This window comes from Tsuneonella dongtanensis (assembly GCF_001698205.1).
GTDB classification, from domain to species: Bacteria; Pseudomonadota; Alphaproteobacteria; order Sphingomonadales; family Sphingomonadaceae; genus Tsuneonella; species Tsuneonella dongtanensis.
In genome coordinates, this window is the sequence record NZ_CP016591.1 from 2,837,754 (window position 1) to 2,864,041 (window position 26,288).

The window sequence follows — 26,288 nt, forward strand, 5'->3', positions numbered from 1 at the left end:
GTCCGGCCGACGCCGCACACCGATAAATTCGTATCCGCTGTCTCGCGACCCCGATCAGCCCACGATGCCGCGCGCCGCAAGGCCGGTCCAGACCGCGGTCCCCGCAAGGAGCGCGGCAAGCGCCAGGCGGATGGGGCGAAGCGGCCAGCGATCGAGTTCGCTGCCAAGCGCAATGCCCAGCGCCAGCGCCGCAGTACCGCCAACGGCCCCGCCCGCCCCGGCGATCCAGGCCGATCCTCCGGCGGCAAATGCGAAGACGCAGAACCGCGCCGCGTCACCCAGTTGCCGGGCGAGGAGGACGATGAAGGAGGCGAAAAGCGACCGCGTCGGCTCCTCGGGCAGGCGCGCGGGCCGCTGCCACGCGAGTTCGAACGCGGCGAAGAGCAGCGCGATCGCCACCAGCATGTCTGCCGCCGGGCCGGGAAGCGCGATCGTCAGGGCAAGTCCCGCCGCGGCCATGGCCATTGCCGACACTGTCGCCGCCAGCGCCCCGACGACGAGCAGCCCGCCGCCCTTGCCGACCCGGTCGGACAGCCGGGCCATGAGAAGCTGGTCGCGTCCCCCGAGGGAAACCGCGAAGACCGCGGTCAGGGCGAGAAGGAACGCGGCGGCCATTCCCGGCCCCTCGCGCTCAGATCCAGGGGCCGGTTATCGCGAGCGTCTTGGCCGGGCTGTAGACGTTGACGAACAGCGTCTTGCCGTCGGGCGAGAAACACGCGCCTGCCCACTCGGTCTGCGCCCGGAGCCGCGCGAGCGGGTAGGCGACACCCGAAGGCGCGATGCCGCGCAGGTAGTTGTCGACCGGATCGCTGTATTGGTCCTCGCACACGATCAGGTCGCCCCACGGCGCGATGGTCAGGTTGTCGCCGTAGTTGAACTGGTCGGGGCTCGTCGATTCGAAGAACAGGTGCAACTCGTCCGCGCTGCCCGAGACGTCGAGACGGAAGATCTGGCCGAGCTTGGCCGTGCCGCCGCTGGTGCAGCAGAAATACATCTCGCCGTCGCCCATCCAGATGCCCTCGCCGCGCGCGAACAGCGCCGCGCCGGCAGCAGCGCCGCGCTTGCGCAGGTCATCCTTGGGCGCCTCTACTTCGTCAAGGTCGATCCAGCGCACGCCGCGCTTGCTGAAGGGGGCGAAGGCGACCCCGCCCCAGTTGCGCGTGTCGCGCACGCCATCGGTCAGCACCAGCGCCTGCAGCTTGCCGCCCTCGGCGAGCCGGCCCTGCACTTTCGGGATGAAACGGTAGAGCAGCGAATCGTCGCGGTCCTCGGTAAGGTAGACCACGCCGGTCCGCGGATCTACGCAGGCGGCTTCATGGTTGAAACGGCCCATGGCCTTCAGCGGAATCGGGTCGACGAGGCCCGGTGCCTTCGCGGGCACTTCGAACACCCAGCCGTGATCCTTGTTGATCCTGCCGTCGGCCAGGCCAACGAATTCCTCGCAGGTCAGCCAGCTGCCCCACGGCGTCTCGCCACCCGCGCAGTTGCGGATCGTGCCCGCGAGCGAGCGATACTGCTTCTCGACCGCGAGGCTTTTCGCATCGAGCACGATGGTGGTCGTCCCCCCGGGCAGCGGCACGAGGCTGCGGGCCACGGTGTCGTAGGCCTTGCCCATCACCCCGCCGCCGTCGTGACGGCCGGGGAAACACTCGTGATTGCGCACCAGTGCCAGCTTGCCGCCGCCGATGTCGAAGCAGCCCATGCCGTCGGCCGCGTCGGGCACGGTGAAGCCGTCGCTCATCTTCTCGCCGAGCTGCGACAGCACGCGGTACGAGAATCCCTCGGGCAGGTCGATGAAGCCTGCCGGATCGGGCACCAGCCCGCCGTAGCCGATCTCGCCCTTGCGGCTCATCGTCGTGGCGCAGCCGCTTGCGGCGAGCGCCGCGAAAGCGCTGGCGGTCGCTTCCAGGAAGCGGCGGCGGTGCATCGGCATGGTCATTTCAGGCGTTCCCTCTTGGCGTTCTGGCCGTCTGCCTGCGATAGCGTGATGACACGGCGATAACAGCCGATTCTTGGCGGAGGATGAAGATGAAGTTCGAACCCGGCCTGGCAGCAGTGGTGACCGGAGGCGCATCGGGGCTTGGAAAGGCGAGCGCGCAGGCGCTTGCCGATGCGGGCTTCAAGGTCGCGATCTTCGACGTGAACGCGGAAGCGGGCGAAGCGCATGCCGAGGCGATCGGCGGCCTTTTCTGCCATGTCGACATCACCTCGGAAGACTCGGTCGTCGCCGGGTTCGAGAAGGCGCGCGCCGCGCACGGGCAGGAGCGGGTCACGGTGCATTGCGCGATGACCAGCCGCCGCGGCAAGACCGTGGGCTGGGACAAGGCGAGCGGCGGGTACAAGCGTCTCTCCACAGAGGACTACGCCTTCGGTGCCGAGGGCGTGCTCGTTTCCAGCTATCGCGTGGCCTCGATCTCGGCCCTGGGCATGGCGAACGCGGACCCGCTCAACGACGACGGCGAGCGCGGCTGCGTGATCCTGACCGCCAGCGTCGCGGCGCAGGACGGGCAGATCGGCCAGGTCATTTACGGCAGCTGCAAGGCGGGGGTGAACGGCCTGGTCCTGCCGATGGCGCGCGACCTGATGGATCTCGGCATCCGGGTGAATTCGATCATGCCGGGGATCTTCGCGACCCCGCTGATGCTGGGCATGAAGGACCGCAATCCGGCGATGTGGGACCAGCTCAACGCCAGCGTGCCCTTCCCCAAGCGGCTCGGTGAGCCCGAGGAGTTCGCGTCGCTGGTGCTGGAGATCGCGCGCAACGGCTATCTCAATGCACACCAGTTCCGCCTCGACGGCGGGATCCGCATGCCGCCGAAATAGCGCTCAGGCGAGTTTCGGCAGGCCTTCCCGGATCGCCTCGATCAGTTCGAGCGGGTGATCGACGAGGACATGGTGGTACGCTTCGGCGACCACCGTGGTGAACCGCAGGTCCTCGACGATCGCCTGCAGTTCCTCCAGCCGGCCGGTCGGGAACAGCGCCGACTTCCCGCCGACGATGAGGCCGATGGGAACCTTCGGACTTGGGCCCAGGTCCCCGCGTTCGAAGTGCTGCCAGAACTGCGGGTCGAACCGCCAGGTCCAGCCGCCGGGTGCATCTTCCGTCTCGGGCACTTCGTGCAGCGCGCCGCGCGCCATCCAGTCGATGATCTCGGGCATGCCCTTGTCCTGTTCGGGCAGGAAGCGGAACCGGCGGAGCGCGGATTCGATCGTGGGATAGCGCGGATTGTGGGCCCGGCCCTGCGCCAATCGCGGCGGCGGCCCGCCTTCGGATTTCGGCGGCGCCGAATCGACGAGGATCGCGCCGGAGATGATCTCCGGGTGGAAACTCGCGACGTGGAGGGTGGGGAAGCCGCCGAACGAATGCGCGACGATGACGGGGGCCCGGCCCGAAGCGCCCAGCTCCGCAGTCTTGATCGCCGCTTCGACCTCCTTCGCAAAGATCGGGATGGCATACCGGTCGCGCCACCCGGAGCGGCCCATGCCCGACCACGATATCGCGGCGCAGCGGAAGTCTCCGGCAAACTGCGGGGCGATGAAGCTCCACCAGTCGGCATGCGCGGCATTGCCGTGGAGGAACAGCAGGCCCGGCTTGCCGACCTCGCCCCAGGTCAGCAGTTCGATCTGCGCGCCGTCGACCTCGAAGAACGAGCGCTCGGGCTCGTGCGCGATCGCCTCTTCGAACCAGGCCGCTGCCGGCGGCCGCTCGCCTCCGAACCGTCCGAGCAGGGTCCCGTCGTAGTTCGGATCCAGCGATGCGATGTCGTTCAAGCCTTCGTCCCCGAAGAAGGTTGCAAAGCGCCACCATTGACGGCGCACGCGCAGTTGGCAAGTCCGGCAATGGCATCGCAGGGGGACGGCTGGAGCCTTAGCCGAGGTACCCCTGCTGGATGCCCTTGAGCGCGGCGCGGGTCCGGTCCCTCGCATCGAGCTTGAGCAGGAGCGCCGACACGTGGTTCTTCACCGTGCCCTCGGCCAGCTGGAGCAGGTCGGCGATTTCCCGGTTGCTGTAGCCCGCGCAGATCAGGTGCAGCACGTCGCGCTCGCGGTCGGTGAGGTCGTCTGATGCATAGGCGTCCGGCGTCTCGGACGGATTGCGCCGGATCGCCGCCATCAGGCTCTTGGTCATGGCCGGCTGGAGCGCGGTGCCGTCGTTCGCCAGCGCGCGGATGGCATTCGCAAGGTCGTCGAGGGAAACGTCCTTGAGCATCACCCCCTTCGCGCCTGCCCTGATCGCGGCGATGATCGCATCGCCATCGTCGAACGTGGTCAGGATCAGGGTGGCCGGCTGCCTACCTTGCGCCGCCAGCGCCTCGAGCACGGCGATGCCGTCCATGCGGGGCATGCGGATATCGAGCAGAAGGACGTCGGGGCCGAGTGCCGGAACGATTTCGAGCGCCTCGAGCCCGTCGCACGCCTCGCCCACGACATCGATGTCGGGCAGCAGATCGAGCAGGCCCTTGATGCCCTGCCTCACCAGCATCTGGTCGTCGACCAGGACGACCCGGATCATGCCGGCAGCGCGCCGGTCGGGGGTAGCCAGGCATTGATGCTGAAACCGGAGCTTTCGCGCCGGGCCCCGGCGGCAAGCCGTCCGCCGAGACTTTCGATCCGCTCCCGCATCCCCAGCAGGCCCGAACCCGGCACGAGGTCCTGCAGCTGCGCGGACCCGTCGTCCTCGGCAAGCAGGCGTACGCCGCCGGCGTCCTGCGACACGCTCAGCCACAGGTTCTGCGCCTGCGCGTGCCGGACGGAATTGGTCACGGCCTCCTGGGCACAGCGCAACAGCGCGTGCGCCTGGTCCTCGGTAACCCGCAGCGACGGCGTCAGCGCGACGTGAATCCTGGGCACGGGGACACTCTGGGCCAGCTTGCGCAAGGCCGCATCGAGCTCGTCCCGCTCCGCCTCGCGCAAGGTCGAAACCACGTCGCGAACCTTGCCGAGCAGCGCCTTCGACAGGCCCTTGGCCTGCGTCACGTGCTGGCGGACGACGCCTTCGTCCGAAGCGTGGCTGGCGATCTCCAGCTGTAGGCCGAGAGCGGTCAGCTCGTGCCCCCACGCATCGTGAAGCTCGCGCGAGATCCTCAGCCGCTCGGCGTCGCGGACGCTTGCCGCCAGGACCGCCTGCGCGCTGCGCAGCTCGTGGTTGGTGCGGGCCAGCTTCTCCGCCGTGGCCGCTTCCCGGCGCACCGCCTGGGCGGTGAAGACGACCAGCAGCTGCAGGGCGAAAGCCTTGGCGATCACCCAGCACAGATCCGGGTCGAGCGCCTGCGCGAGCGCGGCGACGACGGCGACCGTCTGGGCCACCGCCCAGACCGTCGCCCGGCGCCATGTCGTGATCAGTCCGACCTGCCAGGCCACGATCATGAGGAACGTGGTCATCATCGCCCAATTGACGATGAGCGCCATCGTCGCGACCGCGGCGACCTGCAGGGCCAGCACGAGCCAGTGCAGGCGCCGGGGCAGTTCGAGCAACATCGAGGCAACGATCGCCACGGCGAAGACGCCGAAGGCGGCAAACCAGTAAGGCGAGACGGGCTCGCCCCGGATCGTGTCGCCGGTCGCGAACCTTTCGAACACCGGCCAGGCGAGCGCAACGGCGGTCGCCAGCGCGAGAATGCAGAACAACCAGTTCTGACGGGCTTTCAACATGTTCGTCATGACGGCGTGAACCTGACACAGCTTCGCGGCGCATGCCATATGCCAAAAGTCATGGGTCCGCGGACCACTTGCGGCACTTACGCAATCCCGTGCTCGCGGCACAATTCACGCGTTTCAGAACGAGGAAATGCCGTGATCAGGTCCGCCGCCCCTTTCGCTTTCGTTGCAGTCTGTGCCCTGTCGTCCCCTGCCCATGCACAAAGGGCGGAGGAAAACGCCGTCGAGGAAGCCGAGGACGCCTTCGGCACCAGCGTCGGCGACGAGAAGATCGGCCTCTACAATTCCGGCGAGGTCCGCGGCTTCAGCCCGTCGACCGCGGGGAATATCCGGATCGAGGGGCTGGCGATCACCCAGCACGGCGGCCTGCACAGCCGGTACGTCGCCGGGTCGGCGATCCGGGTCGGGCTGACGGCGCAGGGCTATCCCTTCCTTGCGCCGACGGGGATTGCGGACTTCACCCTGCGCGGCGTCGGGACCGATACCGTCCTGAGCGCGGTCGGTCAGATCGGCCCGTACGGCACTCTCGGCCTTTCGGCCGACGCCAAGCTGCCGCTGTTCGGCAAGGCGGGGGGCCTCGCCGCCGGCGCGAGCTACAAGTACGAGGAGAACTTCCCGGGCGTCGACGGACACATCGTCCAGGGCGGTGCCGTGCTCGACCTGAGACCCGCGAGCGACATGGATCTGAAGGCCTTCTACGGCCGGCTCGACGTGATCGACGATCGCGATGTCGGCAGCATCTTCGTGGGCGGGCCCTACCTTCCGCCGGAAATCGAGCGGCGCGACTTCGGGCTCGAATGGACCGAATCGCGCGTGTCCGCGCAGGTCGCAGGCGGGCTCGGCACGCTGCGCATTAGCGACGACTGGCAGCTTCGGGCCGGGCTGTTCTACGCCGAAGGGATCATCGACCGCAACGCGACCGAGCTTTATCGAGGCGTCCAGCCCGACGGATCGGCGCAGCGAACCGTGGTCACCAGCCAAGACACGACCGCCAGGTCCTTTTCCGGCGAGATGCGCTCATCCTATTCGATCACCGAAGGCAACCGGCGCCACACGCTGCATGCCGCCCTGCGCGGGCGCGATACGCGCAGGCAATTCGGCGGGGCCGACGTGCGCAACCTCGGCGATGCGGTGATCGGCGTCGACCGCGAACTGCCCGAACCCGACTATGTGTTCGGCCCGCGAACCCGCGATACCGTTCGCCAGCTCACTGCAGGCGTGGGGTACGAACTGCGCTGGCTCGATGTGGGCGAACTCAGCCTCGGGGTGCAGAAGACCGATTACCGCAAGCAGACGGTCTTTCCCGATCCCGCACGTCCTGCAATCCGGACGAAGGCCAGTCCGTGGCTGTTCAACGGCGCGGTTGCCCTTCGCGTCTCGGAGGCCCTGGTGGCCTATGCCGGCTACACCCGCGGCCTCGAGGACAGCGCCGCGGCGCCCGCGGATGCGGTCAACCGCAACGAGCCGCCCCCGGCGCTGCTGACCAGCCAGCGCGATGCCGGGATCCGCTATGCCCTGACGCCCGACATCACGCTGGTCGCCGGCGTATTCGACGTGCGCAAACCCTATTTCAATCTCGATCCGGGCCGCGTCTATCGCGAGCTCGGCACGGTGCGCCATCGCGGGGTCGAGATATCGCTGGCCGGGCGGCCGATCGAAGGACTGAACGTGGTGGCCGGTGCCGTACTGCTGGACGCCGACGTGACCGGCGAAGCGGTAGAGCTCGGGATAATCGGTCCGAAGCCGGTCGGCATCTCGCCCTTGGTCGTCCGCGCCAATCTCGACTATCGCCTGCCGTTCTTCGATCCCGTGTCCGTCGACCTCGGCATTGCCCACTCGGCAGGCCAGGTCGCGAGCGCGCTGACCTATGGCGAGCTCGGCGGAAACCAGTTGCGCACGGGGGCCCAAACCACGTTCGACCTGGGCGCGCGCTATCGCCTGAAAGCGGGTGCGGTGCCGATCACCCTGCGGGCGCAGATCACGAACCTGTTCGATGTCTATGCGTGGGAGGTCTCTTCGAACTCGGCCTTCGCATTCAACCCCGAGCGCCGGTTCCAATTGTCCGTAGCTGCCGATTTCTAGAGCTGCAGGCCGATCGTGGCATGGCCGGCTGGAGCGGGTAGCGGGAATCGAACCCGCGCGTTCAGCTTGGGAAGCTGACAGGCTACCATTACATCATACCCGCGCAGCGAAACGCCCGATGAGGCGTCGCGAAACGCGGCGCGGCCCTTAGCGCGCACGCGCCGCGCCGGTCAATCGGCAACGCGCGGACGCGAAGCGACCGAAAAAAGAACCTTTGCTATACAAATGGCTATCGCGCGCAGGGGGCCGCTCGCCTAACGGGGCCGCACGCGACCCGAAGGGTAACCTTCCGACTGGGCGGCTCTCGTTTTGGCGGGGCCGCCCGAATTTTTTTCCGAGAAGCGGGAGCCCAATCGGTCATTCGCGGGTTGCAGGAGCAGCAACCTCGAGGACCGAACCATGCGCCCAGCCCTCTTTGTCACCGCGATCATGGCGATGTCGATTGCAGCCTGTCAGCAGCAGCCGGCGGAGGAATCGCCAGGCTCGCCCGCAGACAATCGGGACGCGGGTCCTGTGGCCGACGCTCCGGCGCCTTCGCCCACTGTTTCGCCGACCGATACGGCCGGCATTCCCGAGATGGGCATCCCGACCGCCATCCAGGGCAACTGGGGTATGGTCCCCGCCGACTGCACGAGCACCCGGGGCGATGCCAAGGGACTGCTGCGCGTCTCCGCCACGACGCTCACGTTCTACGAATCGGTCGGCCGCCTCGGCTCGATCAAGGAGCGGAGCGACACCTCGATCCGTGCCGACTATGCCTTCGCGGGCGAGGGAATGGAGTGGACCCGCGACGTTTCGCTGAGCGTCGACGGCGACACGCTGACCCGGACCGATCGCGGAGGCGGGGAGCCCGGCGGACCCTTCACCTATACGCGCTGCGGCTGAGCAAGCCGCGCATCCACCAGCGCGGACAGTTGTTCCACGGTCTCCACTGCATCCAGCTCGCTGGCCGATACCAGCATGCTCAGTTGCCCGCCCGATTCGCGCAGGATCACGGGAAGTTCGAACCGGGCACCCGGCCAGGCTGCTGCGAAATCATCGCGGTGATGAAAGGTCACCCTCGCCGGCAACCGCTCGAGGTAAACGCGCCATTCGCGCTTCATGCTTACCGCACCATACGTGATCATGCACAGCGAACACGGATAGGTATCGGGCGACAGCACCTTGTGCACCGCGTCGCTGACCATCGCGAACACACCGCCGTCGGCGTTGTAGACCATCAGCAGGTGGGGATGTTCGGCCGTCATGGTCTCCCCATTCGCAAACAATGCCGCAAGGGTTACACTACCCTTCCAACACTCCCCCCTCTTGGCTAGGGGCAAAGCCATGACAGGGCAATTCCAGCTGACCGACGACCAGCTCGCCATCCAGGACATGGCGCGCAAATTCACCGCCGACCGCATCACCCCGTTCGCGGCGCAGTGGGACGAGGATCATCACTTCCCGCGCGATGTCGTCCAGGCGGCGGGCGAACTCGGCTTCGGTTCGATCTACGTGAGCGAGGAGAGCGGCGGCATCGCCCTGGGCCGGCTCGAGGCGGCGCTGATCATGGAGGCGATGGCCTATGGCTGTCCCGCGACGAGCGCCTACGTTTCGATCCACAACATGGCGGCCTGGATGATCGACCGCTTCGGCGGAGACGAGATCAAGACGCGCTTCCTGCCCAGCCTCGTGAGCATGGAGAAGATCGCCAGCTACGCGCTGACCGAGCCCGGTTCGGGATCGGACGCCGCGGCGCTCAAGACCACCGCGCGGCTCGACGGCGATCACTACGTACTGAACGGCACCAAGCAGTTCATTTCGGGCAGCGGCTTCAACGACATATACGTCGTGATGGTTCGCACCTCGGAGGACAAGTCGAAGGGCATTTCCTGCCTCGTGGTCGAGAAGGGCACCCCCGGCCTCAGCCACGGCGCTCCGGAAAAGAAGCTAGGCTGGAACGCCAGTCCGACCGCGCAGCTGATCTTCGAGGATTGCCGCGTCCCCGTCGCCAACCGCGTCGGCGGCGAAGGCGAGGGCTTCCGCTTCGCGATGGCGGGGCTCGACGGCGGACGGCTCAACATCGGCGCGTGCAGCCTCGGCGGCGCGCAGCGGTGCCTCGACGAGGCGGTAAAGTACACCAAGGAGCGCCAGCAGTTCGGCCAGCCGATCGCGGATTTCCAGAACACCCAGTTCATGCTCGCCGACATGGCCACCGAACTGGAGGCGGCACGCGCCCTGCTCTACCTCGCCGCCGCGAAAGTCACCGACAACGCGCCCGACAAGACCCGCTTCTCGGCGATGGCCAAGCGTCTCGCGACCGACTCGGGCAGCAAGATCGTCAACGACGCGCTGCAGTTGTTCGGCGGCTACGGCTATCTCAAGGACTATCCGATCGAGCGCTTCTGGCGCGACCTGCGCGTGCACTCGATCCTCGAAGGGACCAACCAGGTCATGCGAATGATCGTCGGCCGGGACATGCTGCGGCAATGAGCGCAGCCTCGCTTTTCATGGTGACCCTGGTCGTGCCCGACATGGACGACGGCATCGCGCATTTCACTCACGACTGGGGCTTCGCGCTTTCAGCCGACACCCGCCATGTCTCGGGCCACCGCTGGGTGGAGATCGATCCCGGGCATGGCGCGCGGTTGCGCCTCGTCGAAGCGACCACCGACGCGCATCGTGCGGCGATCGGCAACCAGGCCGGGGGCCGCGTCGCGTTCTTCCTGAACATCGACGATTTTGATGCGACGATCGCCCGCTGGGCCGCGAACGGCGTCGAGATCGCCGAACCCGCTTGGACCGCTGATTATGGACGGGTCGCGGTGATGCGCGACCGCTTCGGCAACCGCTGGGACGTCCTCGACGCGCAATTCGAGAAAGCTGCATGACCGACGAAGTACTGATCCACCGCCACGGCGCGGTGGGCCACATATCGCTCAATCGCCCCAAGGCGCTCCACGCGCTGACGCTGGATATGTGCCATGCGATGAGCGCCGCGCTCAGCGAATGGGAACATGACGATGGGATCGAGGCGGTAATCCTCGACCATGCCGAGGGGCGCGGGTTCTGCGCCGGCGGCGACATCAACCTGCTGCGGGAAAGCGCGCTGACCGACGGCGGCGTGTCGGGGCGCAGGTTCTTCCACGACGAATACCAGCTCAACCACCAGATGATGACCTATCCCAAGCCCATCGTGGCCTTCATGGACGGCATCACGATGGGCGGTGGCGTGGGCATCGCCCTGCCGTGCAAGTATCGCGTCGCGACCGAGAACACCCGGTTCGCCATGCCGGAAACGGGGATTGGCCTGTTCCCGGACGTCGGCGGCGGTTGGCACCTTTCGCGCCTGCCGGGACGCCTCGGCCAGTTCCTTGCGCTTACCGGTGCGCGGCTCGACGGGGCGGAATGCCTCTGGGCGGGAATCGCGACCCACTACGTCCCGAGCGATCTGCTCGCCGAGGCGAAATCGCGGATCATCGAGAAGCCCGGCCGCATTCCCGGCCAGTTGTCGGAGATGGTCGGCTCGCCGCCCAGGGCGCGGATCGAGGACAACGCCGACAAGATCGCGCGGCATTTCCGCTCGGACCGCTACGAGGACATCCTCGCCAGTCTCGAAAGCGACGACAGCGAATGGGCGGCGAAGGAACGCGACACGCTCGGCACCAAGAGCCCGCAGACCTGCAAGGTCGCGCTGCGCCAGCTTGCAACGAGCGCGACCCTCGACGACTTTGCCGACAACATGGCGATGGAATACCGCATCGCGAGCCGCGTGCTCCTGCGTCCCGATTTCGCAGAAGGGGTGCGCGCCGTGATCGTCGACAAGACCAACGACCCCAGGTGGGACCCGGCCACGCCCGAGGATGTGAGCGAGGAGCTGCTGGACAGCATCTTCGCGCCGCTGCCCGAGGATGAGGAGTGGCAGCCGCTGTGAGAATCGCCCTCTCGCCCGCGCCACGCGCAGGTCGTTATTCGCTTTCCTACATCGAACCGATTTGTCAGGGTCCGAGCCAGTCAGATCGCTGCCGGGAAATACCGCTAGTTCAATAAGTTGCTTCCTCAGGCCCGGCCGCGTTTAGGTGTAGACTTCGTGTCGCCTTCCACGCCCCCCGGCACCTGCGGACAGTCTGGAAGGGAGGCCCATGGCCGACTACGAAACGATCACCGTCGAACAGCGGGACGCGGTCACGCTCATCACGCTCAACCGCCCACAGGCGCTGAACGCGCTCAATTCGCAGGTACTCGAGGACCTGATCGGCGCGTTCGCCGCATACGAGGGCGACCCCGGCCAGCGCTGCGCAGTGCTCACCGGCGCGGGCGACAAGGCCTTCGCGGCCGGCGCCGACATCAAGGAAATGGCCGACAAGCCCGCGGCCGATTTCTACCTCGACGATTTCTTCGCTCGCTGGACAAGTGACCTGGTCAAGAAGGTCCGCAAGCCGTGGATCGCGGCGGTCAACGGCTTTGCGCTCGGCGGCGGGTGCGAGCTTGCCATGATGGCGGACTTCATCGTCGCGAGCGACAAGGCGCGGTTCGGCCAGCCCGAGATCAACCTCGGCGTCGCGCCCGGCATGGGCGGCAGCCAGCGCCTGACCCGCGCGGTAGGCAAGGCCAAGGCGATGGAGATGTGCCTCACCGGCCGGATGATGGGCGCCGAGGAGGCCGAACGCAGCGGCCTCGTCGCGCACGTCTTCCCGCACGAGAACCTGCTCGAGAAGGCACTCGAGATCGCCGCGACGATCGCGAGCAAGCCGCCGATGGCCGCGATCGCGAACAAGGAAATGGTGAACGCCGCGTTCGAGACCACGCTCGACCAGGGCCTGATCATCGAGCGCCGCATCTTCCAGATCCTCACCGCGAGCGAGGACAAGGCCGAAGGCATGGCCGCCTTCATCGAAAAGCGTGAGGGTAAGTGGAAGGGGCGCTAGTTTTCCGCCTTTTCCTTGTCGCAACCGGGACCTGGCTCGTAATCCAAGGGGTGCAGGCATGGCGCGACGATCGTCGCAAGTCTGACGATGCGGACGAGATGGCCGATGAGGATAGCGACAGCCTCGGCATCGTGTCGGTCGTTATCCCGCTAGTCATCGGGATAGCGGCGGTTATCCTGGGCCTGTCGATGTTCGTAGACTAAGGGAAAATGGGATGAAGATCGCCTTTATCGGCCTCGGCAACATGGGCGGCGGGATGGCCGCGAACCTCGTCAAGGCGGGGCACGCGGTGAACGCGTTCGACCTCTCCGACACGGCGCTCGATGTGGCGCGGGAGAATGGCTGCACGACCTTTACCGACGCCGCGGCGGCATGCGAGAGCGTCGACGCGGTGGTCACGATGCTGCCCAACGGTGCGATCGTGAAGTCGGTCTACGCCGACAGCGTGATCGGCAAGGCGCCCGCCGGCGCGGTGCTGCTCGACTGTTCGACGATCGACGTCGCCACTGCGCGCGAGGTGATCGGACTGGCCGAAGCGGGCGGATACGACATGGTCGACGCGCCCGTGAGCGGCGGGATCGCGGCGGCCAACGGCGGCACACTGACCTTCATGGTGGGAGGGTCGGACACGGCTTTCGAGCGCGCCCGGCCGATACTCGAATGCATGGGCAAGGCGGTGATCCACGCGGGCCCCGCCGGCAACGGACAGGCAGCCAAGATCTGCAACAACATGCTGCTCGGCATCCACATGATCGGCACCTGCGAGGCCTTCGCGATGGCCGAGAAGCTGGGGCTCGATCCGCAGACGTTCTACGACATCAGCAGCGTGAGCAGCGGCCAGTGCTGGTCGATGACGAGCTATTGCCCGGTCCCGGGTGTCGGCCCGACGACGCCAGCCGACAACGACTACAAGGGCGGCTTCGCGGCCGGACTGATGCTCAAGGACCTGCGCCTTGCCATGGAAGCTGCGGAGGCCGTCGATGCCCCCGTGCCGCTCGCCGCCCGGGCGCGCGCTCTCTACGAGGATTTCGTCGGTGCGGGGAATGCAGAGGTCGACTTCTCCGGCATCATTCGGACACTGAAGTAGCCGCTTCGGCGGCCTCCTCCTTCGCTTCCTCTGCCGCCTTTCGCTCGGTGAAATACATCACCGCCAATGCGCCCTCGAACAGCAGGATCAGCGGGATCGCCAGCATCAGCTGGCTGATTACGTCGGGCGGGGTGGCGATCGCCGCGATCACGAACGCGAACACGATCATGTAGCGCCGCGCCCCGACCAGTTGCGCCCGGCTGACGATCCCCGCGGTGTTGAGCAGCAGCAGGAGCACCGGCAGCAGGAAGCTCAAGCCGAACGCGAGGATGAACTGCATGACGAGGCCGAGGTAATCCTCGGAATTGGGCAGCGCCTCGATCTCCACCCCGCCCTGCGTCCCCTCGAAACCGAGGAACCAGTGAAACGCTGTCGGCATGACGACGTAATAGGCCAGCGCGCCGCCGCCGATGAACAGCACCGGCGTGGCGAGGAGAAACGGCAGGAAGGCCTTCTTCTCCTTGGCATAGAGCCCCGGCGCGACGAAGGCCCAGAGCTGGTTGGCGATCACCGGGAAGCTCACGAAGAATGCCGCCCACAGCGCCACCTTCAGTTCGACGAAGAACTGGCCGTAGAGCTTGGTGAAGATCAGCTTGGTCTGCCCGGCATCGAGCAGCGGCTGTACCAGGAAGCCGAGGATCGGCTTCGCGAAGTAGAGGCACACGAAGAATGCCAGCAGCAACGCCGTGAATGCGCGCAGCAGCCGCGCGCGCAGCTCGATCAGGTGGTCGAGCAGCGGGGCCTGCGTTTCGTCGATTTCGGGGATCTTGAAGACCATCAGCGCAGCGGCAATTGCGGTTCGTCGGTCGCCGGTGGATCGGCGGGCGGTTCTTCAGCGACCGGTTGGGGAGCCTCCGCGACCCGCGATTCCGCGGTCGGTCCCCGATCAGCTGCGGGCAGCGGCTTCATCTCGTGGTCGGACAGGTCGACCTGCGGCACCTGGGCCATGATCTGGGCATTCTGTTCGGCCCACTTCTTTTCCATCTCCTCGAGCTCGGCCTCGCGGATCATGGCTTCGATGCCCGAGCGGAAATGGTTGGACGTGCGGCGGATCTTGCCGAGCCACTTGCCCGCGGTGCGCATCGCCCGCGGCAGGTCCTTGGGACCGATCACCACCACCGCGATGAACACGATGACCAGCAGTTCCTGCCAGTCTATTCCGAACATGGATCTTCAGCCTTTCGCGAGGAAGCGCGTCAGTCGCGGTGCTCGGCGCCGACGTGGGGATCCTTCGCCGCTTCGGAAGCGGGCTTGGCATCGTGGTGCGGACCTTCGAGGCTGTGGACGGGCTTGGCCGCCGCGGCCTTGGCGTTCGCCTCGGCCTCGTCGTCGGCGATGCCTTTCTTGAAGCTTTTGATGCCCTTGCCGAATTCGCCCATGATGTCGCCCACCCGGCCCTTGCCGAACAGGACGAGCACGACGAGCAGCACGATCAGCCAGTGCCAGATGGAAAACGAGCCCATGGGTAATCTCCTTGAGGGCTAATCTAGGGTATCGGCCGCCTCATTGCCAGCCTCGGCCTCTGCGTCGTCGGTCGTGGTCATCGCATCGAACGCATCGTCGACCGGATCGAGCAGGCCCGCGGCCTTGAGTTCGTCGATTCCCGGCAGGTCCTTGCGCGATTCGAGGCCGAAATGCTGCAGAAATTCGGGCGTCGTCGCATAGATCACCGGCCGGCCCGGCACCTCGCGCCGCCCGGCTACCCGCACCCAGCCCGCCTCCATCAGCACATCGAGCGTGCCGGAGGAGGTCTGTACCCCGCGTATGGCCTCGATCTCGGCCCGGCTGACCGGTTCATGGTAGGCGACGATCGCCAGCACCTCGGTCGCCGCGCGGCTCAGCCGACGAACCGCCTCCCGTTCCCGGCGCAGGACATGCGCAAGGTCGGGCGCGGTCTGGAAGTGCCAGCGCCCGCCGCGCTCGACGAGGTGCACCCCGCGTGGCTCGTAATGGGTGGACAGCCGGCGCAGCGCATCGCGTACCTCGCCTGCGGCTGCCCCGCCGAGATGGCCGGCGAGTGCTTCGGCGGTCATCGGCTCCTCGGCGGCGAACAGCGTCGCCTCGAGCGCGCGTTCGAGCTCGGTGCTCACGCCGAGGCGCGCCGTAGCCGGAGCGGGCCGAACGCCTCATCCTGTGCGAGCTCGGCCTTGCCCAGCCGCGCCAACTCGAGCGCAGCGACGAAGCTGGAGGCGAGTGCCGAGCGGCGCAGGCGCGGTTCGGCATGCGGCGGCAGGAACTGGCGGATTTCCATCCAGTCGAGCGTGACGCCGAGCATCGCCGACACACGGTCGAGGGCCGAATCGAGCGTCATCACCGGACGGTCGCGAACCATGTGGACGACGGGCGCAGTGCGCGCATTGACCTGCCCATAGGCCTGGACGAGCGTGAACCAGTCGCATTGCCACAGCGTCTTGCGGTCGGTCCGGAGACCCTCGGGCGCGCCGCGAAGGAACACGTCGCGCCCCAGACGGTCGCGGCCCATGAGCCGCGCGGAGGCCTCGCGCATCGCCGCCAGCCGCGCCAGTCGCAACTGCAGCCGGAGCGCGAGTTCCTCGGGGCTCGGGTCTTCCTGCTCCTCCTTGGGCAGCAGCAGCGCCGATTTCAGGTAGGCGAGCCAGGCGGCCATGACGAGGTAGTCGGCGGCCAGCTCGAGCCGGAGCGCCTCGGCCCGCTCGATATAGGCGATGTACTGGTCGACCAGCGAGAGGATCGAAATCGCCTTGAGGTCGACCTTCTGTCGCCGGGCGAGGTCGAGCAGCAGGTCGAGCGGACCTTCCCAGTTGTCGAGTTCGAGATAGAGCGCGGCGTCGTCGGTCTGCGCGGCAGCGGGGCCGGACCAGTCGTCGGCGGGCTGGTCGCCGAGATCGAGCACGAGCGCGTCTTCGATCACGCGTTCGCCCCCACGATCGCGAGCAGCCTGTCTCGCGTGGCGAGCAATTCGGTCTTGTCGCCTTCGGGCGGACGGCCCGTCCCCGCCAGCGCGCGGTCGAGGCGAGCGGCCGTCTCGGCGGACATCGACGGCAGGCGATCGGCGATGCCGGTCATGTCATCCATCTTGGCCCAGCAATTGAGCGCGAGGTCGCACCCGGCCTTGATCGCGATTTCCGCGCGTTCGGGCACCGAGCCCGACAGCGCCTCCATGTCCAGATCGTCGGTCAGCAGAAGACCGCCAAAGCCAATGTTGCCGCGGATCACATCGCGGATGACGGTGGGCGACTGGGTGGCCGGATGCTCGGGGTCCCAGGCCGTGAAGATCAGGTGCCCGGTCATTCCGACCGGAGCGTCTTTCAGCGCGCGGAACGGGGCGAGGTCCGTCTCGAGTTCGTCCTCGCTCGCGGTGACCGTGGGCAGTTCCTTGTGCGTGTCGCACATCGAGCGGCCGTGGCCGGGCATGTGCTTGATGCAGCCGGCGACGCCCGCCTCGGCCAGCCCGTCCAAGGTCGCGCGACCCAGGGCTGCCACCCGAAGCGGCTCGCTGCCGAAGGCGCGGTCGCCGATCACGTCGTGCGCGCCCGGCTGCCGCACATCGAGCGGCGGATGATAGTCGACCGTGATGCCTGCCTCGGCCAGCTCGATCCCCATCGCCTGCGCGTTGGCCCGCGCCGCGGCGATCGCGGAGCTGGGCGCGATGTCGTAAAGGGCTTCGAAGGCGGCGCCCGCGGGAAACGCGCTGAAGTTGGGCGGCCGCAATCGGGCGACCCGCCCCCCTTCCTGGTCGATGCTGACGAGCAGCTTTTCGCGTCCGTGGATCGTGCGCAGGTCGTCGGTCAGCGCGCGGACCTGGTCCATCGTGTCGATGTTGCGGCCGAACAGGATGTAACCAGCCGGATCGCATTCACGGAAGAACGCCCGTTCGTCGTCGGTCAATGTCAGTCCGGACAGTCCGAAAATTGCGGGGGTCATGGGCGAAAGAGTCGCAGGAAGGGCCGCTCAGTTCAAGCGTGTGCCCTTCCGGCGGTGTGCAAAAGCGGTTGGGTTGCGGGTCTGGGCCTTACGGCTTGACCTGGCAGGCGACCCCGTCGCTCTTGAGCGAGGCGCAGAGCCGGCTGGCCGCGGCAGCGTCGCCAGCAATGGCCTGCAGGCGGAAGACCGTTCCGATATCGGCCTGACCCTGGATGACGCGGTGAGATACCCCTGCGAGCTTGTCGGTCTGGCTTTGGAGCTTCTGCCACCCGGCTTCGGCCTGTTCGCGCGTGGAATAGGCCCCCACCTGCACGCCGACGCCACCAGCAGCCGGCGCGGACGCGGCTGCCGTCGGCGCCGGACCGGGCTTCGGCATTTCGATTCCGGGTCGGGGCGTCGAATCGGCAATGCGGCCCTCGGTATCGCGGCCTTCGCCGACTGCCGGGGCGAGGTTGCCGGTACCTTCGAACTGCTTGCCGCCCGGATCCTCCGGTCGCTCCTTGTAGGGCCCCTCCGGCGCCTCGATGGTGCTGCCGTCCGCCACGACCTCATTGTCTGCGGAGCGGTTGCCGAACCACCAAATTCCGCCGACGAAGGCAACGAGCGCAAGGAGGGCAAGGATCGCGAAGCCGAAGATACGTCCGGTGTCGACGCCTTGCGCCTCTTCGTCCTCGTCGCCGGATTCGAGCCACGGCAAGCGCTCGTCGTCGTCGGCCAGCGTCAGCTGCTCGTCGTCGACGTAATCGTCATCCTCGCGCCCGGTCATGCTCACATCTCCTCGACGGCTTCGACCCCCAATAGCGCAAGGCCGTTGCGAATTACTTGCCCGATCTGCGTGGCGAGGAAAAGCCTTGCGCCGGTAAGCGCGGGGTCGCCCGCGACGATGAAGCGCTTGTCGGGCGAATCGTTGCCGAGATTCCAGTAGGCGTGGAAACCGGCCGCGAGGTCGTAGAGGAAGAACGCGATGCGGTGCGGCTCGCGCGCGGCCGCCGCAGCCTCCACCGCACGCGGGAACTGCGCGGCCAGCTTGACCAGTGCCAGTTCCTCGTCACCCAGCCTGTCGAGGGCGGCGGGGTCAGGCGAGAGGCCTTCCGCGGCAGCCTTGCGCAAGGTCGAATGGATCCGAGCGCTGGCGTACTGGACGTAGAATACAGGGTTATCCTTCGACGCCTCGACCACCTTGGCGAAGTCGAAGTCCATCTGCGCGTCGGGTTTGCGCATCAGCATCGTGAAGCGCACGACGTCCTTGCCCACTTCCTCGACCATGTCGGCGATCGTGACGAAGTTGCCCGACCGCTTCGACATCTTGGCCGGCTCGCCGTTGCGCAGCAGCTGGACCATCTGGACCAGCTTGACGTCGAACGGGATCGAGCGCCCCTCGCCTTCGGCAAGCGCGGCGACGGCGGCCTTGATGCGCTTCACCGTACCGGCATGGTCGGCGCCCCAAATGTCGATCAGCTCGTCCGCCGCGGCCGCCTTCTGCATGTGATAGGCAAGGTCGGCGCCGAAGTAGGTCCAGCTTCCGTCGCTTTTCTTGATCGGGCGGTCCTGGTCGTCGCCGAACTTCGTCGCGCGGAACAGCGGGAGCTCGACCGGCTCCCAATCCTCAGGCGTCTTGCCCTTCGGCGCCTCGAGCACGCCATCGTAGACGAGGTCGTGCTGCCGCATCCACGCCTCTGCCTCGGCTGGCTTGCCGGCAGCCTGCAGGGCGGCCTCGCTCGCGAACTCGTCGTGCTCGATGCCGAGTAGCGCGAGGTCGGCGCGGATCATGTCCATCATCGCGGCGACGGTCCTGGCCTTGAATTCGGGCAGCCACTCGGCATCCGGCGCGTCGGCGAAGCGGTCACCGTACTCTTCGGCGAGCATCTTGCCGACCGGGACAAGATATTCGCCGGGATAGAGGCCTTCGGGAATGGCGCCGATATCCTCGCCCAGCGCCTCGCGATAACGCAGGTGCGCCGACCGGGCGAGCGTATCCACCTGGCCGCCGGCATCGTTGACGTAATATTCGCGCGTGACCGGATGACCGACGAACTCGAGCAGGCTGGCGAGCGCATCGCCTACCACCGCGCCGCGGCAATGCCCCATGTGCATCGGGCCGGTCGGGTTGGCCGACACGTATTCGACGTTGACCCGGCGCCCCTCGCCCACGGTCGAGCGGCCATAGTCCGCGCCCAGCGCAGCGATCGCGTTCAGTTCGGCCAGCCATTCGCTGTCCGCCAAACGGAGATTGATGAACCCGGGACCCGCAATCGAAGTCTCGACCACTGCCGGATCGCGTTCGAGATGCGCGACGATCTTCTCGGCCAGCGCCCGGGGATTGGTCGCGGCCTTCTTGGCAAGGACCATCGCCGCGTTGGTGGCGAGGTCGCCGTGCGACGGATCGCGCGGCGGTTCGACCGTCACGGCAGAACCTTCGGCGGCGCCGGCCGGAAGGGCGCCCTCCATCTCGAGCGCGTGGAGCACGGAATTGATGCGCGCCGCGAAGGCGGCGTGAAGCGTAGCGGTATCAGACATGGCGGCGCGGTTAGTCCATCCGGGCCAAAGCGCAAGGGCGGCGCCCTTCCCCCGATACGACGGGGTCGCGGCGCGATGCCTCAGCGCGTTGCGTTGTAGGCGAGCTGCTGCTCGCTCAGCTGGAAGCCGACGAGCAGTTCGAAGGTCGCGCGGGCGACGGCGGCCTTGACCGCAGGATCGGTCAGCGGATCGATCGCGGCATCCTCGTCACCCGCCTTGCGTCGTCGGGTGATCTGCTGGCGGATATCGGCAGGCAGCGTGGCCTCGGAACGATCGACATAGGCGCCGGCCTGCGCACGTGCCTGGGCGCGGTCCTGGCCATCGGCGAAGCTCAGGGTCACCTGACCGACCCGCTTGGTCACCACCGAAGACCCGCCGCGGAGCACGACCGAATAGTACGGCAGCGTCACCTGGCGCGCGCCGCGCGTATCGGTCCGCCGCGCGAACACGTCGAACGTCGCGTTGGTGTAGATCCGCGGGCTTCCTTCGTCGCAAGTCGAACGCAGGTTGGTGATCGACGCAGTCACGTCGATGTTCGCCGCCGATGTGTCGCCCGGTACGCGGAAAGTCGTGATATCGCCGGTGTAGTCGGGCACGCCCACCGCAGGGCAGGCGGTGCGGACCGCGGTGATCCCCACGCCCTGGTCTACCACCAGTTCGCCATCGGACTTGCAGCCGGCAAGCGCGGCCCCCATCATCAGCATTCCGGCAAGGCGAAGGCGGGTGGTCATGTCAATCGAGGTCCCGGTCAAGTCGTTGAGCCGCCGCCCTAGCGGTGCTTGCAACGAAGCGCTAGGGGGCGGGCGATGAACGCTCCATTGCAATCCCCCAAGTCTGGCAAGCCTGCGCTGACGCTCCTGATCGCTGCCCCCCGCGGGTTCTGCGCCGGCGTGGACCGGGCGATCGAGATCGTCGAGCGCGCGATCGAGCGCTACGGCGCGCCCGTCTATGTCCGCCACGAGATCGTCCACAACAAGTACGTCGTGGATTCGCTCAAGGCGCAGGGTGCGATCTTCGTGGAGGAGCTCGACGAGGTGCCCGACGGCGCACCGGTGGTCTTTTCCGCGCACGGCGTGCCCAAGTCGGTTCCTGTCGAGGCTACGCGACGCGAAATGGTCTGGGTCGATGCGACCTGCCCGCTCGTAAGCAAGGTGCACCGCCAGGCCGAACGACAGATCGAAGCGGGACGGCACATCGTCTTCGTCGGACACGAAGGCCATCCCGAGGTGATCGGCACAATGGGGCAGGTGCCGGAAGGCGCCATCACGCTGGTCGAAACCGTCGAGGACGTGGCCGCCCTGTCGTTTCCGGACGACCTGCCGCTATCCTTTCTCACGCAGACGACGTTGTCGGTCGACGACACGCGCGAAATCGTCGCTGCGCTGCAGGCCAGGTACCCGCACATCGTCGGGCCCAAGGCCGAGGACATCTGCTACGCTACGTCGAATCGTCAGGCAGCGGTCAAGGCGATCGCGCCGGGCAGCGACCTCGTGCTGGTGATCGGCGCGCCGAATTCGTCGAATTCCCTGCGGCTCGTCGAAGTTTCCGAGCGAATGGGCACCGCCGCCCGGCTCATCCAGCGCGCCAGCGAAATCGACCCGGCGTGGCTCGACGGCGTCGGCACGCTCGGGCTCACCGCAGGCGCTTCGGCTCCGGAAAGCCTCGTACGCGAGGTCGTTGCCCGGCTCGCCGAATGGCGCGAACTCGAAGAGCACACGCTCGTTTCCGCCGAGGAGAAGATGGTCTTCAAGCTGCCCCGCCAGCTCGTCGACTAGTGGCGGTCTACACTCACCTCGCCGCCGAGGATCTCGCCGCGCTGATCGCGGCCTACGATGTCGGCGAACTCGTTTCGGCCAAAGGCATCGCCGAGGGCGTTTCAAACTCGAACTGGCTGATCGAAACGAGCGGCAAGGACGGCCACGGCGCGCGTTTCATCCTGACGATGTACGAGCGGCGCATCGATACCGCGTACCTGCCCTTCTACCTTGGGCTGCTCGATCACCTTTCCGCGCGCGGCTGTCCGGTTCCGGCGACCATCCACGACCGCGATGGAAGTCTCTCGCGCGAGATCGACGGCAAGTCGGTCGCGCTCATCGAATTCCTGCCAGGCGTGTCGGTCGATCGCCCCACCCCCGGGCAAGCACGCGCAGTCGGCGCAGCGCTAGCGCAGCTGCATCTCGCGGTTTCCGACTTTCCCATGACGGGCGTGCAGACGATGGGCCTCGCCGAATGGGACCGGCTGATCAATTCCTGCGGACACGATGGTCTGGCGCAAATCGATCCCGGGTTGCCCGAGATCGCGTTCGGCGAATTGTCGCACCTCGCTGCCGAGTGGCCCGCAGGCCTGCCCCAGGGGGTGGTGCACTGCGACCTGTTCCCGGACAATGTCCTGATGCTCGGAGACGAGGTTTCAGGCCTGATCGACTTCTACTTCGCGGCGGAGGACTTCTTCGCCTATGACCTTGCCGTCACGCATGCGGCCTGGTCCTTCACCACCGACGGCAGCAATTATCGGCCCGAAATCGGCAGCGCGCTGATCGAGGGGTACCGTTCGCGCCGCAGCCTGAGCGTCTCCGAGCTTGCCGAGCTGCCCACCCTCGCGCGCGGTGCCTGCATGCGTTTCATCTCGAGCCGCGCCTACGACTGGCTCCATACTCCGCCGGACGCGCTGGTGACACGCAAGGACCCGATGGCCTTCGTGCGCCGCTTGCAATTCTACGCCGCGGCAGGGCAGAGGCCCTTCGCATCATGAAGAAGGTCGAGATTTTCACCGACGGGGCCTGCAAGGGCAACCCCGGCCCCGGCGGCTGGGGAGCACTGCTGCGCATGGGGCGCCACGAGAAGGAACTGTCGGGCAGCGACCCGGCCACCACCAACAACCGGATGGAAATGACGGCCGCGATCCGTGCGCTCGAGGCGCTGATCGAACCGTGCCAGATCGTCCTTCATTCCGACAGCAAGTACGTGCTCGACGGGATTACCAAGTGGGTCCACGGCTGGCAGCGCAACGGCTGGAAGAACGCCAGCAAGCAGCCGGTCCGCAACGCCGACCTGTGGCATGAACTGATCGCTGCGGCCAAGCCGCACAAGATCGAATGGGTCTGGGTAAGGGGCCACAACGGCCACCCGGAAAACGAGCGCGTCGATGCGCTGGCGGTCCTGGCGGCCGAAGCGGCGGCGGCCGCCTAGCTTTCGTCGACGGTCTCGGCCCCGGGGCCGTTCTTCTTGATCGATTCGATCGCGTTCTTGGCGCTGGCCTTCGAGCTGTAGCCCTCGGTCCAGAAGATCGCTTCCGAGTTGTACATGAAATAGGCGACATACTCGCCGCCCTTGTTCTTCTTGATCTTGAAATGGTGCGCCATCGGCCTGCTCCCGTTCTGAAATCTAGGAGCCAGACTAACCTTTATCAGGTGTGTGTCGAGCGAAACCGAGCAGGATCGTAGAGACCTGCGTCGAGCCGTTCGGTCATCTTATCGCGCGCCGCGTCATGCAGGAGCTGCGCGCCGAGCCGGGCGGCCGCCGGTGCCGTCTGGATGCCGAAACCGCCCTGCCCGGCGAACCAGAAGAAACCGGGAACCGCGGGATCGAACCCATAAACCGGCAAGCGGTCGGGGGCGAAGCTTCGGAGCCCCGCCCACTTCCGCTCGACCGCGCGCACGCGCCAGTCGACAACGCGCTCGAAGCGGTCGATCGCCTCGGCAACCGCCAGTTCCTCGGGCGCCGCATCGCACGGGGGCGAGGGTTCCTCGTCGTGCGGGGACAGCCATAACCGACCGCTTTCGGGCTTGAAGTAGAACCGCCCGGCGATGTCCAGCACCAGCGGTAGGTCAGCGGGCGGCGGGGGATCGGTGCGGAGTTGGGCGACGGTGCGGCGCAGCGGCTGTATGCCCAGCGCCCGCGCGCCCGCCAGCGCTGCGACACTGTCGGCCCACGCACCCGCTCCATTGGCAATCACGCCGGCACGCAAGGCGCCGCCATGCTCGCTTGCCAGGCGCCATCCGGCCCCGTCACGCTCGGCAGCGGCGACCCGCCATCGGGTGCGCAGCTCGACCCCCTTCCGCCTTGCGCCCGCAAGGTAATGCTGGTGCAGGGCGGCGACGTCGATGTCCGCACAGGCAGGTTCCCAGACTGCGCCGGTGTAGTCCCCACGGACTCCGGGGAGGCGTTGCTCGAGTCGCGTGCGACCCAGACGCTCGATACTGACCCCGCTTCCGGCAAAGGTGTTCATGAATTCATCGAGGGCGCCCTCGTCGGCGGTTTGCCCGACGTAGAGTGCGCCGCGCGGGCTGAGAAAGCCGTGCTCCTGCAACCAGGGTCCCGATGCGAGCGTCAGCGGAACCACCTTCGGCCCGCCGTAGCACTCCTCCCAGAACGCAGCGGAACGCCCGGTGGTGTGATAGCCGGGGCGATCTTCAGCTTCGAGCACGACGATCCGCACCCCGCCGATCGCGGCCAGTTCTGCAGCAAGGCTTGCTCCGGCGATCCCTGCTCCGATCACCGCGATGTCGAAGGTCTCGGTCATCGCCGAGGCGCGACCCGGTCGAGGAAGCGGTCGATCGCGTCTAGCGCCTTTTCGCGCACCGGATCCGCCTCGCGCAGGATTTCGTGGCTCGCTTCATCGCCGAAAGCGACGAGGTCGGCATTCGGCAAGCGCGCCGCGGCGGCAGCGATGGCTGGCCAGGCAACGAGCTTGTCCGCCTTGGCACCCATGACCAGAACCGGGATGCGCACGTTCTCAAGTACGCCGTTTGCCGCCAGACCGCGCATGGATGCGTAGGCCCGCTCGACCCAGCCCCAGCTTCCCGGCCCCATCACGAGTTCGGGGCGCTCGCTCCGCCACCACAGCTCGTCCTCGTATCGACCGATGTCATGGGTGAGAAGCGCAGCGCGCGAAGCGGGCGGTTCACCGGGCTTCTCGCTCCACTTCCAGGCCGGACGGCGCGGGTCGCCGATACGGGTCATCATACGGGCGACCGCATGCATCAGGGCCGGAGGGAGACGGCCGATTCCCAGCATAGGAGCAACAAGGACCAGCGCGTCCGGGTCGACTTTACCCTCTGCTACCGCACGCAAGGCAAGGTGAGCGCCCATCGAATGGCCTGCGAGGATGTGCGGAGGCTCCCTGCCGGCCTGCCACTCGGCCCAGAAGGCGGTGAGGTCGTCGACCCAGTCCGCAAAATCCCGCACATGGCCGGTAACCGCATCGGCTCCGAGTCGACCCGACCCGGCCTGGCCGCGCCAATCGATCGCGCTGACCTGCCAGCCTCGGCTCTGCCAGTGGGAGAAGGTCTCGAGGTACTTTTCGTAAAAGTCGCCGCGGCCACCGAGGAACAGGATCGAACCGCGCACCTCCGGGGACGGCGCCGGATAGTCGATCCGGCGCACCGCATGGCCCGCAGGCGCGACCCATCGGCCTTCCACCGCATCAGCCGGAATGGCTCGCCGACGGTCAGGACTTCCGGCGGCTTTCCCTGCGTGGCTAATAACGAGGCTCCGGCTTTGGTTACTATTTGGTAAGCACTGGGCGCTAGCACCACGGTCAAGGGGACTGTGGGGGCTTATCCAATGCTGGTCGATTACCTGCACTACGGGCTGCTTGTTGCCCTTGCAATCGCACTGGTCGTGGCCGCGGTCACCGACTGGCGCCGGCGGCAGATAGACAACTGGCTGAATGCCGGAATCGCCCTTGCCGCTCCGCTTTACTGGTGGGCCAGCGGCCTCGACCTGTGGCCCGGTGTGGCACTGCAGTTCGGCGTCGGCCTTGCTGCATTTGCAGTCTTCGCGGCGATGTTCGCGCTGAAGTGGATGGGCGGCGGCGACGTGAAGCTGCTTACCGCGCTCGCGCTGTGGATCGAACCGACCTGGTTCCTCAAGCTGCTCATCATGATGGCCCTGGTCGGCGGGCTGCTGACGCTGGTCATGGGTGCCTGGCACATTGCCCGTCGCCAGCGCGACAAGCTCGCCATTCCCTACGGCGTCGCCATCGCGGCAGCCGGTCTGTGGGTGTTGGGCACGCATTATCTGCCGGCGGCACAAGGGACGATTGCCGCGTGATACCTGATTTTAACCGTTCGCCGCTTAACCACGGAAACCATTCCCGCCCGTGGGATCGGGCGAGTGATTTGAGGGGGCTT

At 67.0% G+C, this 26,288-nt stretch carries 31 protein-coding genes and 1 tRNA gene; 13 read left to right on the forward strand and 19 right to left on the reverse strand.

Annotated elements, in window-relative coordinates:
* Positions 1–54 precede the first annotated feature (54 nt).
* Positions 55–615: a TMEM165/GDT1 family protein gene (locus A6F68_RS13790; RefSeq protein ID WP_067681351.1), complete on the reverse strand. Its 561-nt coding sequence runs from the start codon at positions 613–615 to the stop codon at positions 55–57.
* 16 nt (positions 616–631) lie between these two features.
* Positions 632–1,939 (reverse strand): alkaline phosphatase PhoX, encoded by a 1,308-nt coding sequence (locus tag A6F68_RS13795; RefSeq protein ID WP_067681354.1) that lies wholly within the window; start codon positions 1,937–1,939, stop codon positions 632–634.
* Between the two features lie 89 nt (positions 1,940–2,028).
* Between A6F68_RS13795 and A6F68_RS13800 the strand changes: the two genes are divergently transcribed.
* The gene (locus tag A6F68_RS13800; RefSeq protein WP_067682733.1) at positions 2,029–2,823 is read left to right on the forward strand and encodes an SDR family oxidoreductase; all 795 of its coding nucleotides are present in this window, start codon (positions 2,029–2,031) and stop codon (positions 2,821–2,823) included.
* Between the two features lie 3 nt (positions 2,824–2,826).
* Here A6F68_RS13800 and A6F68_RS13805 read toward each other — a convergent pair whose 3' ends face one another.
* From A6F68_RS13805 to A6F68_RS13815, 3 genes are all read right to left on the reverse strand, one after another.
* Positions 2,827–3,771: an alpha/beta fold hydrolase gene (locus A6F68_RS13805; RefSeq protein ID WP_198152621.1), complete on the reverse strand. Its 945-nt coding sequence runs from the start codon at positions 3,769–3,771 to the stop codon at positions 2,827–2,829.
* A gap of 97 nt (positions 3,772–3,868) precedes the next feature.
* Positions 3,869–4,513 (reverse strand): response regulator, encoded by a 645-nt coding sequence (locus tag A6F68_RS13810; RefSeq protein WP_067681357.1) that lies wholly within the window; start codon positions 4,511–4,513, stop codon positions 3,869–3,871.
* Positions 4,510–5,652: a sensor histidine kinase gene (locus A6F68_RS13815; protein ID WP_198152622.1), complete on the reverse strand. Its 1,143-nt coding sequence runs from the start codon at positions 5,650–5,652 to the stop codon at positions 4,510–4,512. Before A6F68_RS13815 ends, A6F68_RS13810 begins: the two co-directional genes overlap by 4 nt.
* A 141-nt stretch (positions 5,653–5,793) precedes the next feature.
* On the opposite strand from A6F68_RS13815, the gene A6F68_RS13820 reads away from it, so the two are divergent.
* Positions 5,794–7,740 carry a TonB-dependent receptor domain-containing protein gene (locus A6F68_RS13820; protein WP_198152623.1) on the forward strand — a complete coding sequence of 649 codons (1,947 nt, stop codon included), beginning with the start codon at positions 5,794–5,796 and terminating at the stop codon, positions 7,738–7,740.
* Between the two features lie 29 nt (positions 7,741–7,769).
* Here the strand turns inward: A6F68_RS13820 and A6F68_RS13825 are convergent.
* Positions 7,770–7,843: transfer RNA gene (locus A6F68_RS13825), tRNA-Gly, on the reverse strand.
* Between the two features lie 296 nt (positions 7,844–8,139).
* Between A6F68_RS13825 and A6F68_RS15260 the strand changes: the two genes are divergently transcribed.
* Positions 8,140–8,625 carry a hypothetical protein gene (locus A6F68_RS15260; RefSeq protein ID WP_067681363.1) on the forward strand — a complete coding sequence of 162 codons (486 nt, stop codon included), beginning with the start codon at positions 8,140–8,142 and terminating at the stop codon, positions 8,623–8,625.
* Here the strand turns inward: A6F68_RS15260 and A6F68_RS13835 are convergent.
* Positions 8,607–8,987 (reverse strand): hypothetical protein, encoded by a 381-nt coding sequence (locus A6F68_RS13835; protein WP_067681366.1) that lies wholly within the window; start codon positions 8,985–8,987, stop codon positions 8,607–8,609. The genes A6F68_RS15260 and A6F68_RS13835 overlap by 19 nt on opposite strands.
* A gap of 79 nt (positions 8,988–9,066) precedes the next feature.
* Here A6F68_RS13835 and A6F68_RS13840 point away from each other — a divergent pair, with 79 nt between their 5' ends.
* The 6 genes from A6F68_RS13840 (at position 9,067) to mmsB (ending at position 13,734) form a co-directional block, all read left to right on the forward strand.
* Entirely contained in the window at positions 9,067–10,212 is a 1,146-nt protein-coding gene (locus A6F68_RS13840; protein WP_067681369.1) for an acyl-CoA dehydrogenase family protein, read from the forward strand.
* Positions 10,209–10,610 (forward strand): VOC family protein, encoded by a 402-nt coding sequence (locus tag A6F68_RS13845; RefSeq protein ID WP_067681372.1) that lies wholly within the window; start codon positions 10,209–10,211, stop codon positions 10,608–10,610. Before A6F68_RS13840 ends, A6F68_RS13845 begins: the two co-directional genes overlap by 4 nt.
* Positions 10,607–11,653, forward strand: a complete 1,047-nt coding sequence (locus A6F68_RS13850) for an enoyl-CoA hydratase/isomerase family protein (protein ID WP_067681377.1) — start codon at positions 10,607–10,609, stop codon at positions 11,651–11,653. The genes A6F68_RS13845 and A6F68_RS13850 overlap by 4 nt, the downstream gene beginning before the upstream one ends.
* 208 nt (positions 11,654–11,861) lie before the next feature.
* The gene (locus tag A6F68_RS13855) at positions 11,862–12,647 is read left to right on the forward strand and encodes an enoyl-CoA hydratase-related protein (protein WP_067681380.1); all 786 of its coding nucleotides are present in this window, start codon (positions 11,862–11,864) and stop codon (positions 12,645–12,647) included.
* Positions 12,632–12,850 (forward strand): hypothetical protein, encoded by a 219-nt coding sequence (locus A6F68_RS13860; protein WP_067681383.1) that lies wholly within the window; start codon positions 12,632–12,634, stop codon positions 12,848–12,850. The genes A6F68_RS13855 and A6F68_RS13860 overlap by 16 nt, the downstream gene beginning before the upstream one ends.
* Before the next feature lie 11 nt (positions 12,851–12,861).
* Complete coding sequence (mmsB, locus tag A6F68_RS13865; RefSeq protein WP_067681388.1) at positions 12,862–13,734, forward strand: 3-hydroxyisobutyrate dehydrogenase; 873 nt, start codon at positions 12,862–12,864, stop codon at positions 13,732–13,734.
* On the opposite strand, the gene tatC is transcribed toward mmsB, so the two are convergent.
* From tatC to A6F68_RS13910, 9 genes are all read right to left on the reverse strand, one after another.
* On the reverse strand, positions 13,715–14,512 hold the full coding sequence (gene tatC, locus A6F68_RS13870) for a twin-arginine translocase subunit TatC (protein WP_067681391.1): 798 nt from the start codon (positions 14,510–14,512) through the stop codon (positions 13,715–13,717). The two genes, mmsB and tatC, sit on opposite strands and share 20 nt — an antisense overlap.
* The gene (gene tatB / locus A6F68_RS13875; RefSeq protein WP_067681395.1) at positions 14,512–14,901 is read right to left on the reverse strand and encodes a Sec-independent protein translocase protein TatB; all 390 of its coding nucleotides are present in this window, start codon (positions 14,899–14,901) and stop codon (positions 14,512–14,514) included. Before tatB ends, tatC begins: the two co-directional genes overlap by 1 nt.
* Positions 14,902–14,930: 29 nt before the next feature.
* Complete coding sequence (locus A6F68_RS13880; protein ID WP_067681398.1) at positions 14,931–15,197, reverse strand: twin-arginine translocase TatA/TatE family subunit; 267 nt, start codon at positions 15,195–15,197, stop codon at positions 14,931–14,933.
* An 18-nt stretch (positions 15,198–15,215) separates the two neighbouring features.
* On the reverse strand, positions 15,216–15,824 hold the full coding sequence (gene scpB / locus A6F68_RS13885; protein ID WP_067681401.1) for an SMC-Scp complex subunit ScpB: 609 nt from the start codon (positions 15,822–15,824) through the stop codon (positions 15,216–15,218).
* Complete coding sequence (locus tag A6F68_RS13890; RefSeq protein ID WP_067681404.1) at positions 15,821–16,624, reverse strand: segregation and condensation protein A; 804 nt, start codon at positions 16,622–16,624, stop codon at positions 15,821–15,823. Before A6F68_RS13890 ends, scpB begins: the two co-directional genes overlap by 4 nt.
* Entirely contained in the window at positions 16,621–17,637 is a 1,017-nt protein-coding gene (nagZ, locus tag A6F68_RS13895; protein ID WP_067681407.1) for a beta-N-acetylhexosaminidase, read from the reverse strand. The genes A6F68_RS13890 and nagZ overlap by 4 nt, the downstream gene beginning before the upstream one ends.
* An 88-nt stretch (positions 17,638–17,725) precedes the next feature.
* On the reverse strand, positions 17,726–18,403 hold the full coding sequence (locus A6F68_RS13900; RefSeq protein WP_067682743.1) for an SPOR domain-containing protein: 678 nt from the start codon (positions 18,401–18,403) through the stop codon (positions 17,726–17,728).
* A gap of 2 nt (positions 18,404–18,405) precedes the next feature.
* Positions 18,406–20,154 carry an arginine--tRNA ligase gene (gene argS, locus A6F68_RS13905; RefSeq protein WP_067681410.1) on the reverse strand — a complete coding sequence of 583 codons (1,749 nt, stop codon included), beginning with the start codon at positions 20,152–20,154 and terminating at the stop codon, positions 18,406–18,408.
* 80 nt (positions 20,155–20,234) lie between these two features.
* Complete coding sequence (locus A6F68_RS13910; protein WP_067681413.1) at positions 20,235–20,885, reverse strand: hypothetical protein; 651 nt, start codon at positions 20,883–20,885, stop codon at positions 20,235–20,237.
* 75 nt (positions 20,886–20,960) lie between these two features.
* Here A6F68_RS13910 and ispH point away from each other — a divergent pair, with 75 nt between their 5' ends.
* From ispH to rnhA, 3 genes are read left to right on the forward strand one after another with little or no spacing between them, the layout of a single operon-like run.
* Positions 20,961–21,929, forward strand: a complete 969-nt coding sequence (gene ispH / locus A6F68_RS13915) for a 4-hydroxy-3-methylbut-2-enyl diphosphate reductase (protein ID WP_067681415.1) — start codon at positions 20,961–20,963, stop codon at positions 21,927–21,929.
* Positions 21,929–22,906, forward strand: a complete 978-nt coding sequence (locus A6F68_RS13920; RefSeq protein WP_067681416.1) for a homoserine kinase — start codon at positions 21,929–21,931, stop codon at positions 22,904–22,906. Before ispH ends, A6F68_RS13920 begins: the two co-directional genes overlap by 1 nt.
* Positions 22,903–23,343 (forward strand): ribonuclease HI, encoded by a 441-nt coding sequence (gene rnhA, locus A6F68_RS13925; protein ID WP_067681418.1) that lies wholly within the window; start codon positions 22,903–22,905, stop codon positions 23,341–23,343. The genes A6F68_RS13920 and rnhA overlap by 4 nt, the downstream gene beginning before the upstream one ends.
* Here rnhA and A6F68_RS13930 read toward each other — a convergent pair.
* From A6F68_RS13930 to A6F68_RS13940, 3 genes are read right to left on the reverse strand one after another with little or no spacing between them, the layout of a single operon-like run.
* Positions 23,340–23,516, reverse strand: a complete 177-nt coding sequence (locus A6F68_RS13930) for a YegP family protein (RefSeq protein ID WP_067681421.1) — start codon at positions 23,514–23,516, stop codon at positions 23,340–23,342. The two genes, rnhA and A6F68_RS13930, sit on opposite strands and share 4 nt — an antisense overlap.
* Positions 23,517–23,560: 44 nt before the next feature.
* Positions 23,561–24,676, reverse strand: coding sequence for an NAD(P)/FAD-dependent oxidoreductase (locus tag A6F68_RS13935; protein WP_067681424.1), 1,116 nt, complete (start codon positions 24,674–24,676; stop codon positions 23,561–23,563).
* Positions 24,673–25,575: an alpha/beta fold hydrolase gene (locus A6F68_RS13940; protein WP_232308159.1), complete on the reverse strand. Its 903-nt coding sequence runs from the start codon at positions 25,573–25,575 to the stop codon at positions 24,673–24,675. Before A6F68_RS13940 ends, A6F68_RS13935 begins: the two co-directional genes overlap by 4 nt.
* 144 nt (positions 25,576–25,719) lie before the next feature.
* Here A6F68_RS13940 and A6F68_RS13945 point away from each other — a divergent pair, with 144 nt between their 5' ends.
* A complete protein-coding gene (locus A6F68_RS13945) occupies positions 25,720–26,208 on the forward strand; it encodes an A24 family peptidase (protein WP_067681427.1) in 489 nt (162 codons plus the stop codon).
* The last annotated feature ends 80 nt before the right edge of the window (positions 26,209–26,288 follow it).

Coding starts and splice junctions, on each gene's coding strand:
- A6F68_RS13790 (WP_067681351.1), bottom strand. CDS start 615: ATGGCCGCCGCGTTCCTTCTCGCCCTGACCGCGGTCTTCGCGGTTTCC.
- A6F68_RS13795 (WP_067681354.1), bottom strand. CDS start 1,939: ATGACCATGCCGATGCACCGCCGCCGCTTCCTGGAAGCGACCGCCAGC.
- A6F68_RS13800 (WP_067682733.1), top strand. CDS start 2,029: ATGAAGTTCGAACCCGGCCTGGCAGCAGTGGTGACCGGAGGCGCATCG.
- A6F68_RS13810 (WP_067681357.1), bottom strand. CDS start 4,513: ATGATCCGGGTCGTCCTGGTCGACGACCAGATGCTGGTGAGGCAGGGC.
- A6F68_RS13815 (WP_198152622.1), bottom strand. CDS start 5,652: ATGTTGAAAGCCCGTCAGAACTGGTTGTTCTGCATTCTCGCGCTGGCG.
- A6F68_RS15260 (WP_067681363.1), top strand. CDS start 8,140: ATGCGCCCAGCCCTCTTTGTCACCGCGATCATGGCGATGTCGATTGCA.
- A6F68_RS13835 (WP_067681366.1), bottom strand. CDS start 8,987: ATGACGGCCGAACATCCCCACCTGCTGATGGTCTACAACGCCGACGGC.
- A6F68_RS13840 (WP_067681369.1), top strand. CDS start 9,067: ATGACAGGGCAATTCCAGCTGACCGACGACCAGCTCGCCATCCAGGAC.
- A6F68_RS13845 (WP_067681372.1), top strand. CDS start 10,209: ATGAGCGCAGCCTCGCTTTTCATGGTGACCCTGGTCGTGCCCGACATG.
- A6F68_RS13850 (WP_067681377.1), top strand. CDS start 10,607: ATGACCGACGAAGTACTGATCCACCGCCACGGCGCGGTGGGCCACATA.
- A6F68_RS13855 (WP_067681380.1), top strand. CDS start 11,862: ATGGCCGACTACGAAACGATCACCGTCGAACAGCGGGACGCGGTCACG.
- mmsB (WP_067681388.1), top strand. CDS start 12,862: ATGAAGATCGCCTTTATCGGCCTCGGCAACATGGGCGGCGGGATGGCC.
- tatC (WP_067681391.1), bottom strand. CDS start 14,512: ATGGTCTTCAAGATCCCCGAAATCGACGAAACGCAGGCCCCGCTGCTC.
- tatB (WP_067681395.1), bottom strand. CDS start 14,901: ATGTTCGGAATAGACTGGCAGGAACTGCTGGTCATCGTGTTCATCGCG.
- A6F68_RS13880 (WP_067681398.1), bottom strand. CDS start 15,197: ATGGGCTCGTTTTCCATCTGGCACTGGCTGATCGTGCTGCTCGTCGTG.
- nagZ (WP_067681407.1), bottom strand. CDS start 17,637: ATGACCCCCGCAATTTTCGGACTGTCCGGACTGACATTGACCGACGAC.
- A6F68_RS13900 (WP_067682743.1), bottom strand. CDS start 18,403: ATGACCGGGCGCGAGGATGACGATTACGTCGACGACGAGCAGCTGACG.
- argS (WP_067681410.1), bottom strand. CDS start 20,154: ATGTCTGATACCGCTACGCTTCACGCCGCCTTCGCGGCGCGCATCAAT.
- A6F68_RS13910 (WP_067681413.1), bottom strand. CDS start 20,885: ATGACCACCCGCCTTCGCCTTGCCGGAATGCTGATGATGGGGGCCGCG.
- ispH (WP_067681415.1), top strand. CDS start 20,961: ATGAACGCTCCATTGCAATCCCCCAAGTCTGGCAAGCCTGCGCTGACG.
- rnhA (WP_067681418.1), top strand. CDS start 22,903: ATGAAGAAGGTCGAGATTTTCACCGACGGGGCCTGCAAGGGCAACCCC.
- A6F68_RS13930 (WP_067681421.1), bottom strand. CDS start 23,516: ATGGCGCACCATTTCAAGATCAAGAAGAACAAGGGCGGCGAGTATGTC.
- A6F68_RS13935 (WP_067681424.1), bottom strand. CDS start 24,676: ATGACCGAGACCTTCGACATCGCGGTGATCGGAGCAGGGATCGCCGGA.
- A6F68_RS13945 (WP_067681427.1), top strand. CDS start 25,720: ATGCTGGTCGATTACCTGCACTACGGGCTGCTTGTTGCCCTTGCAATC.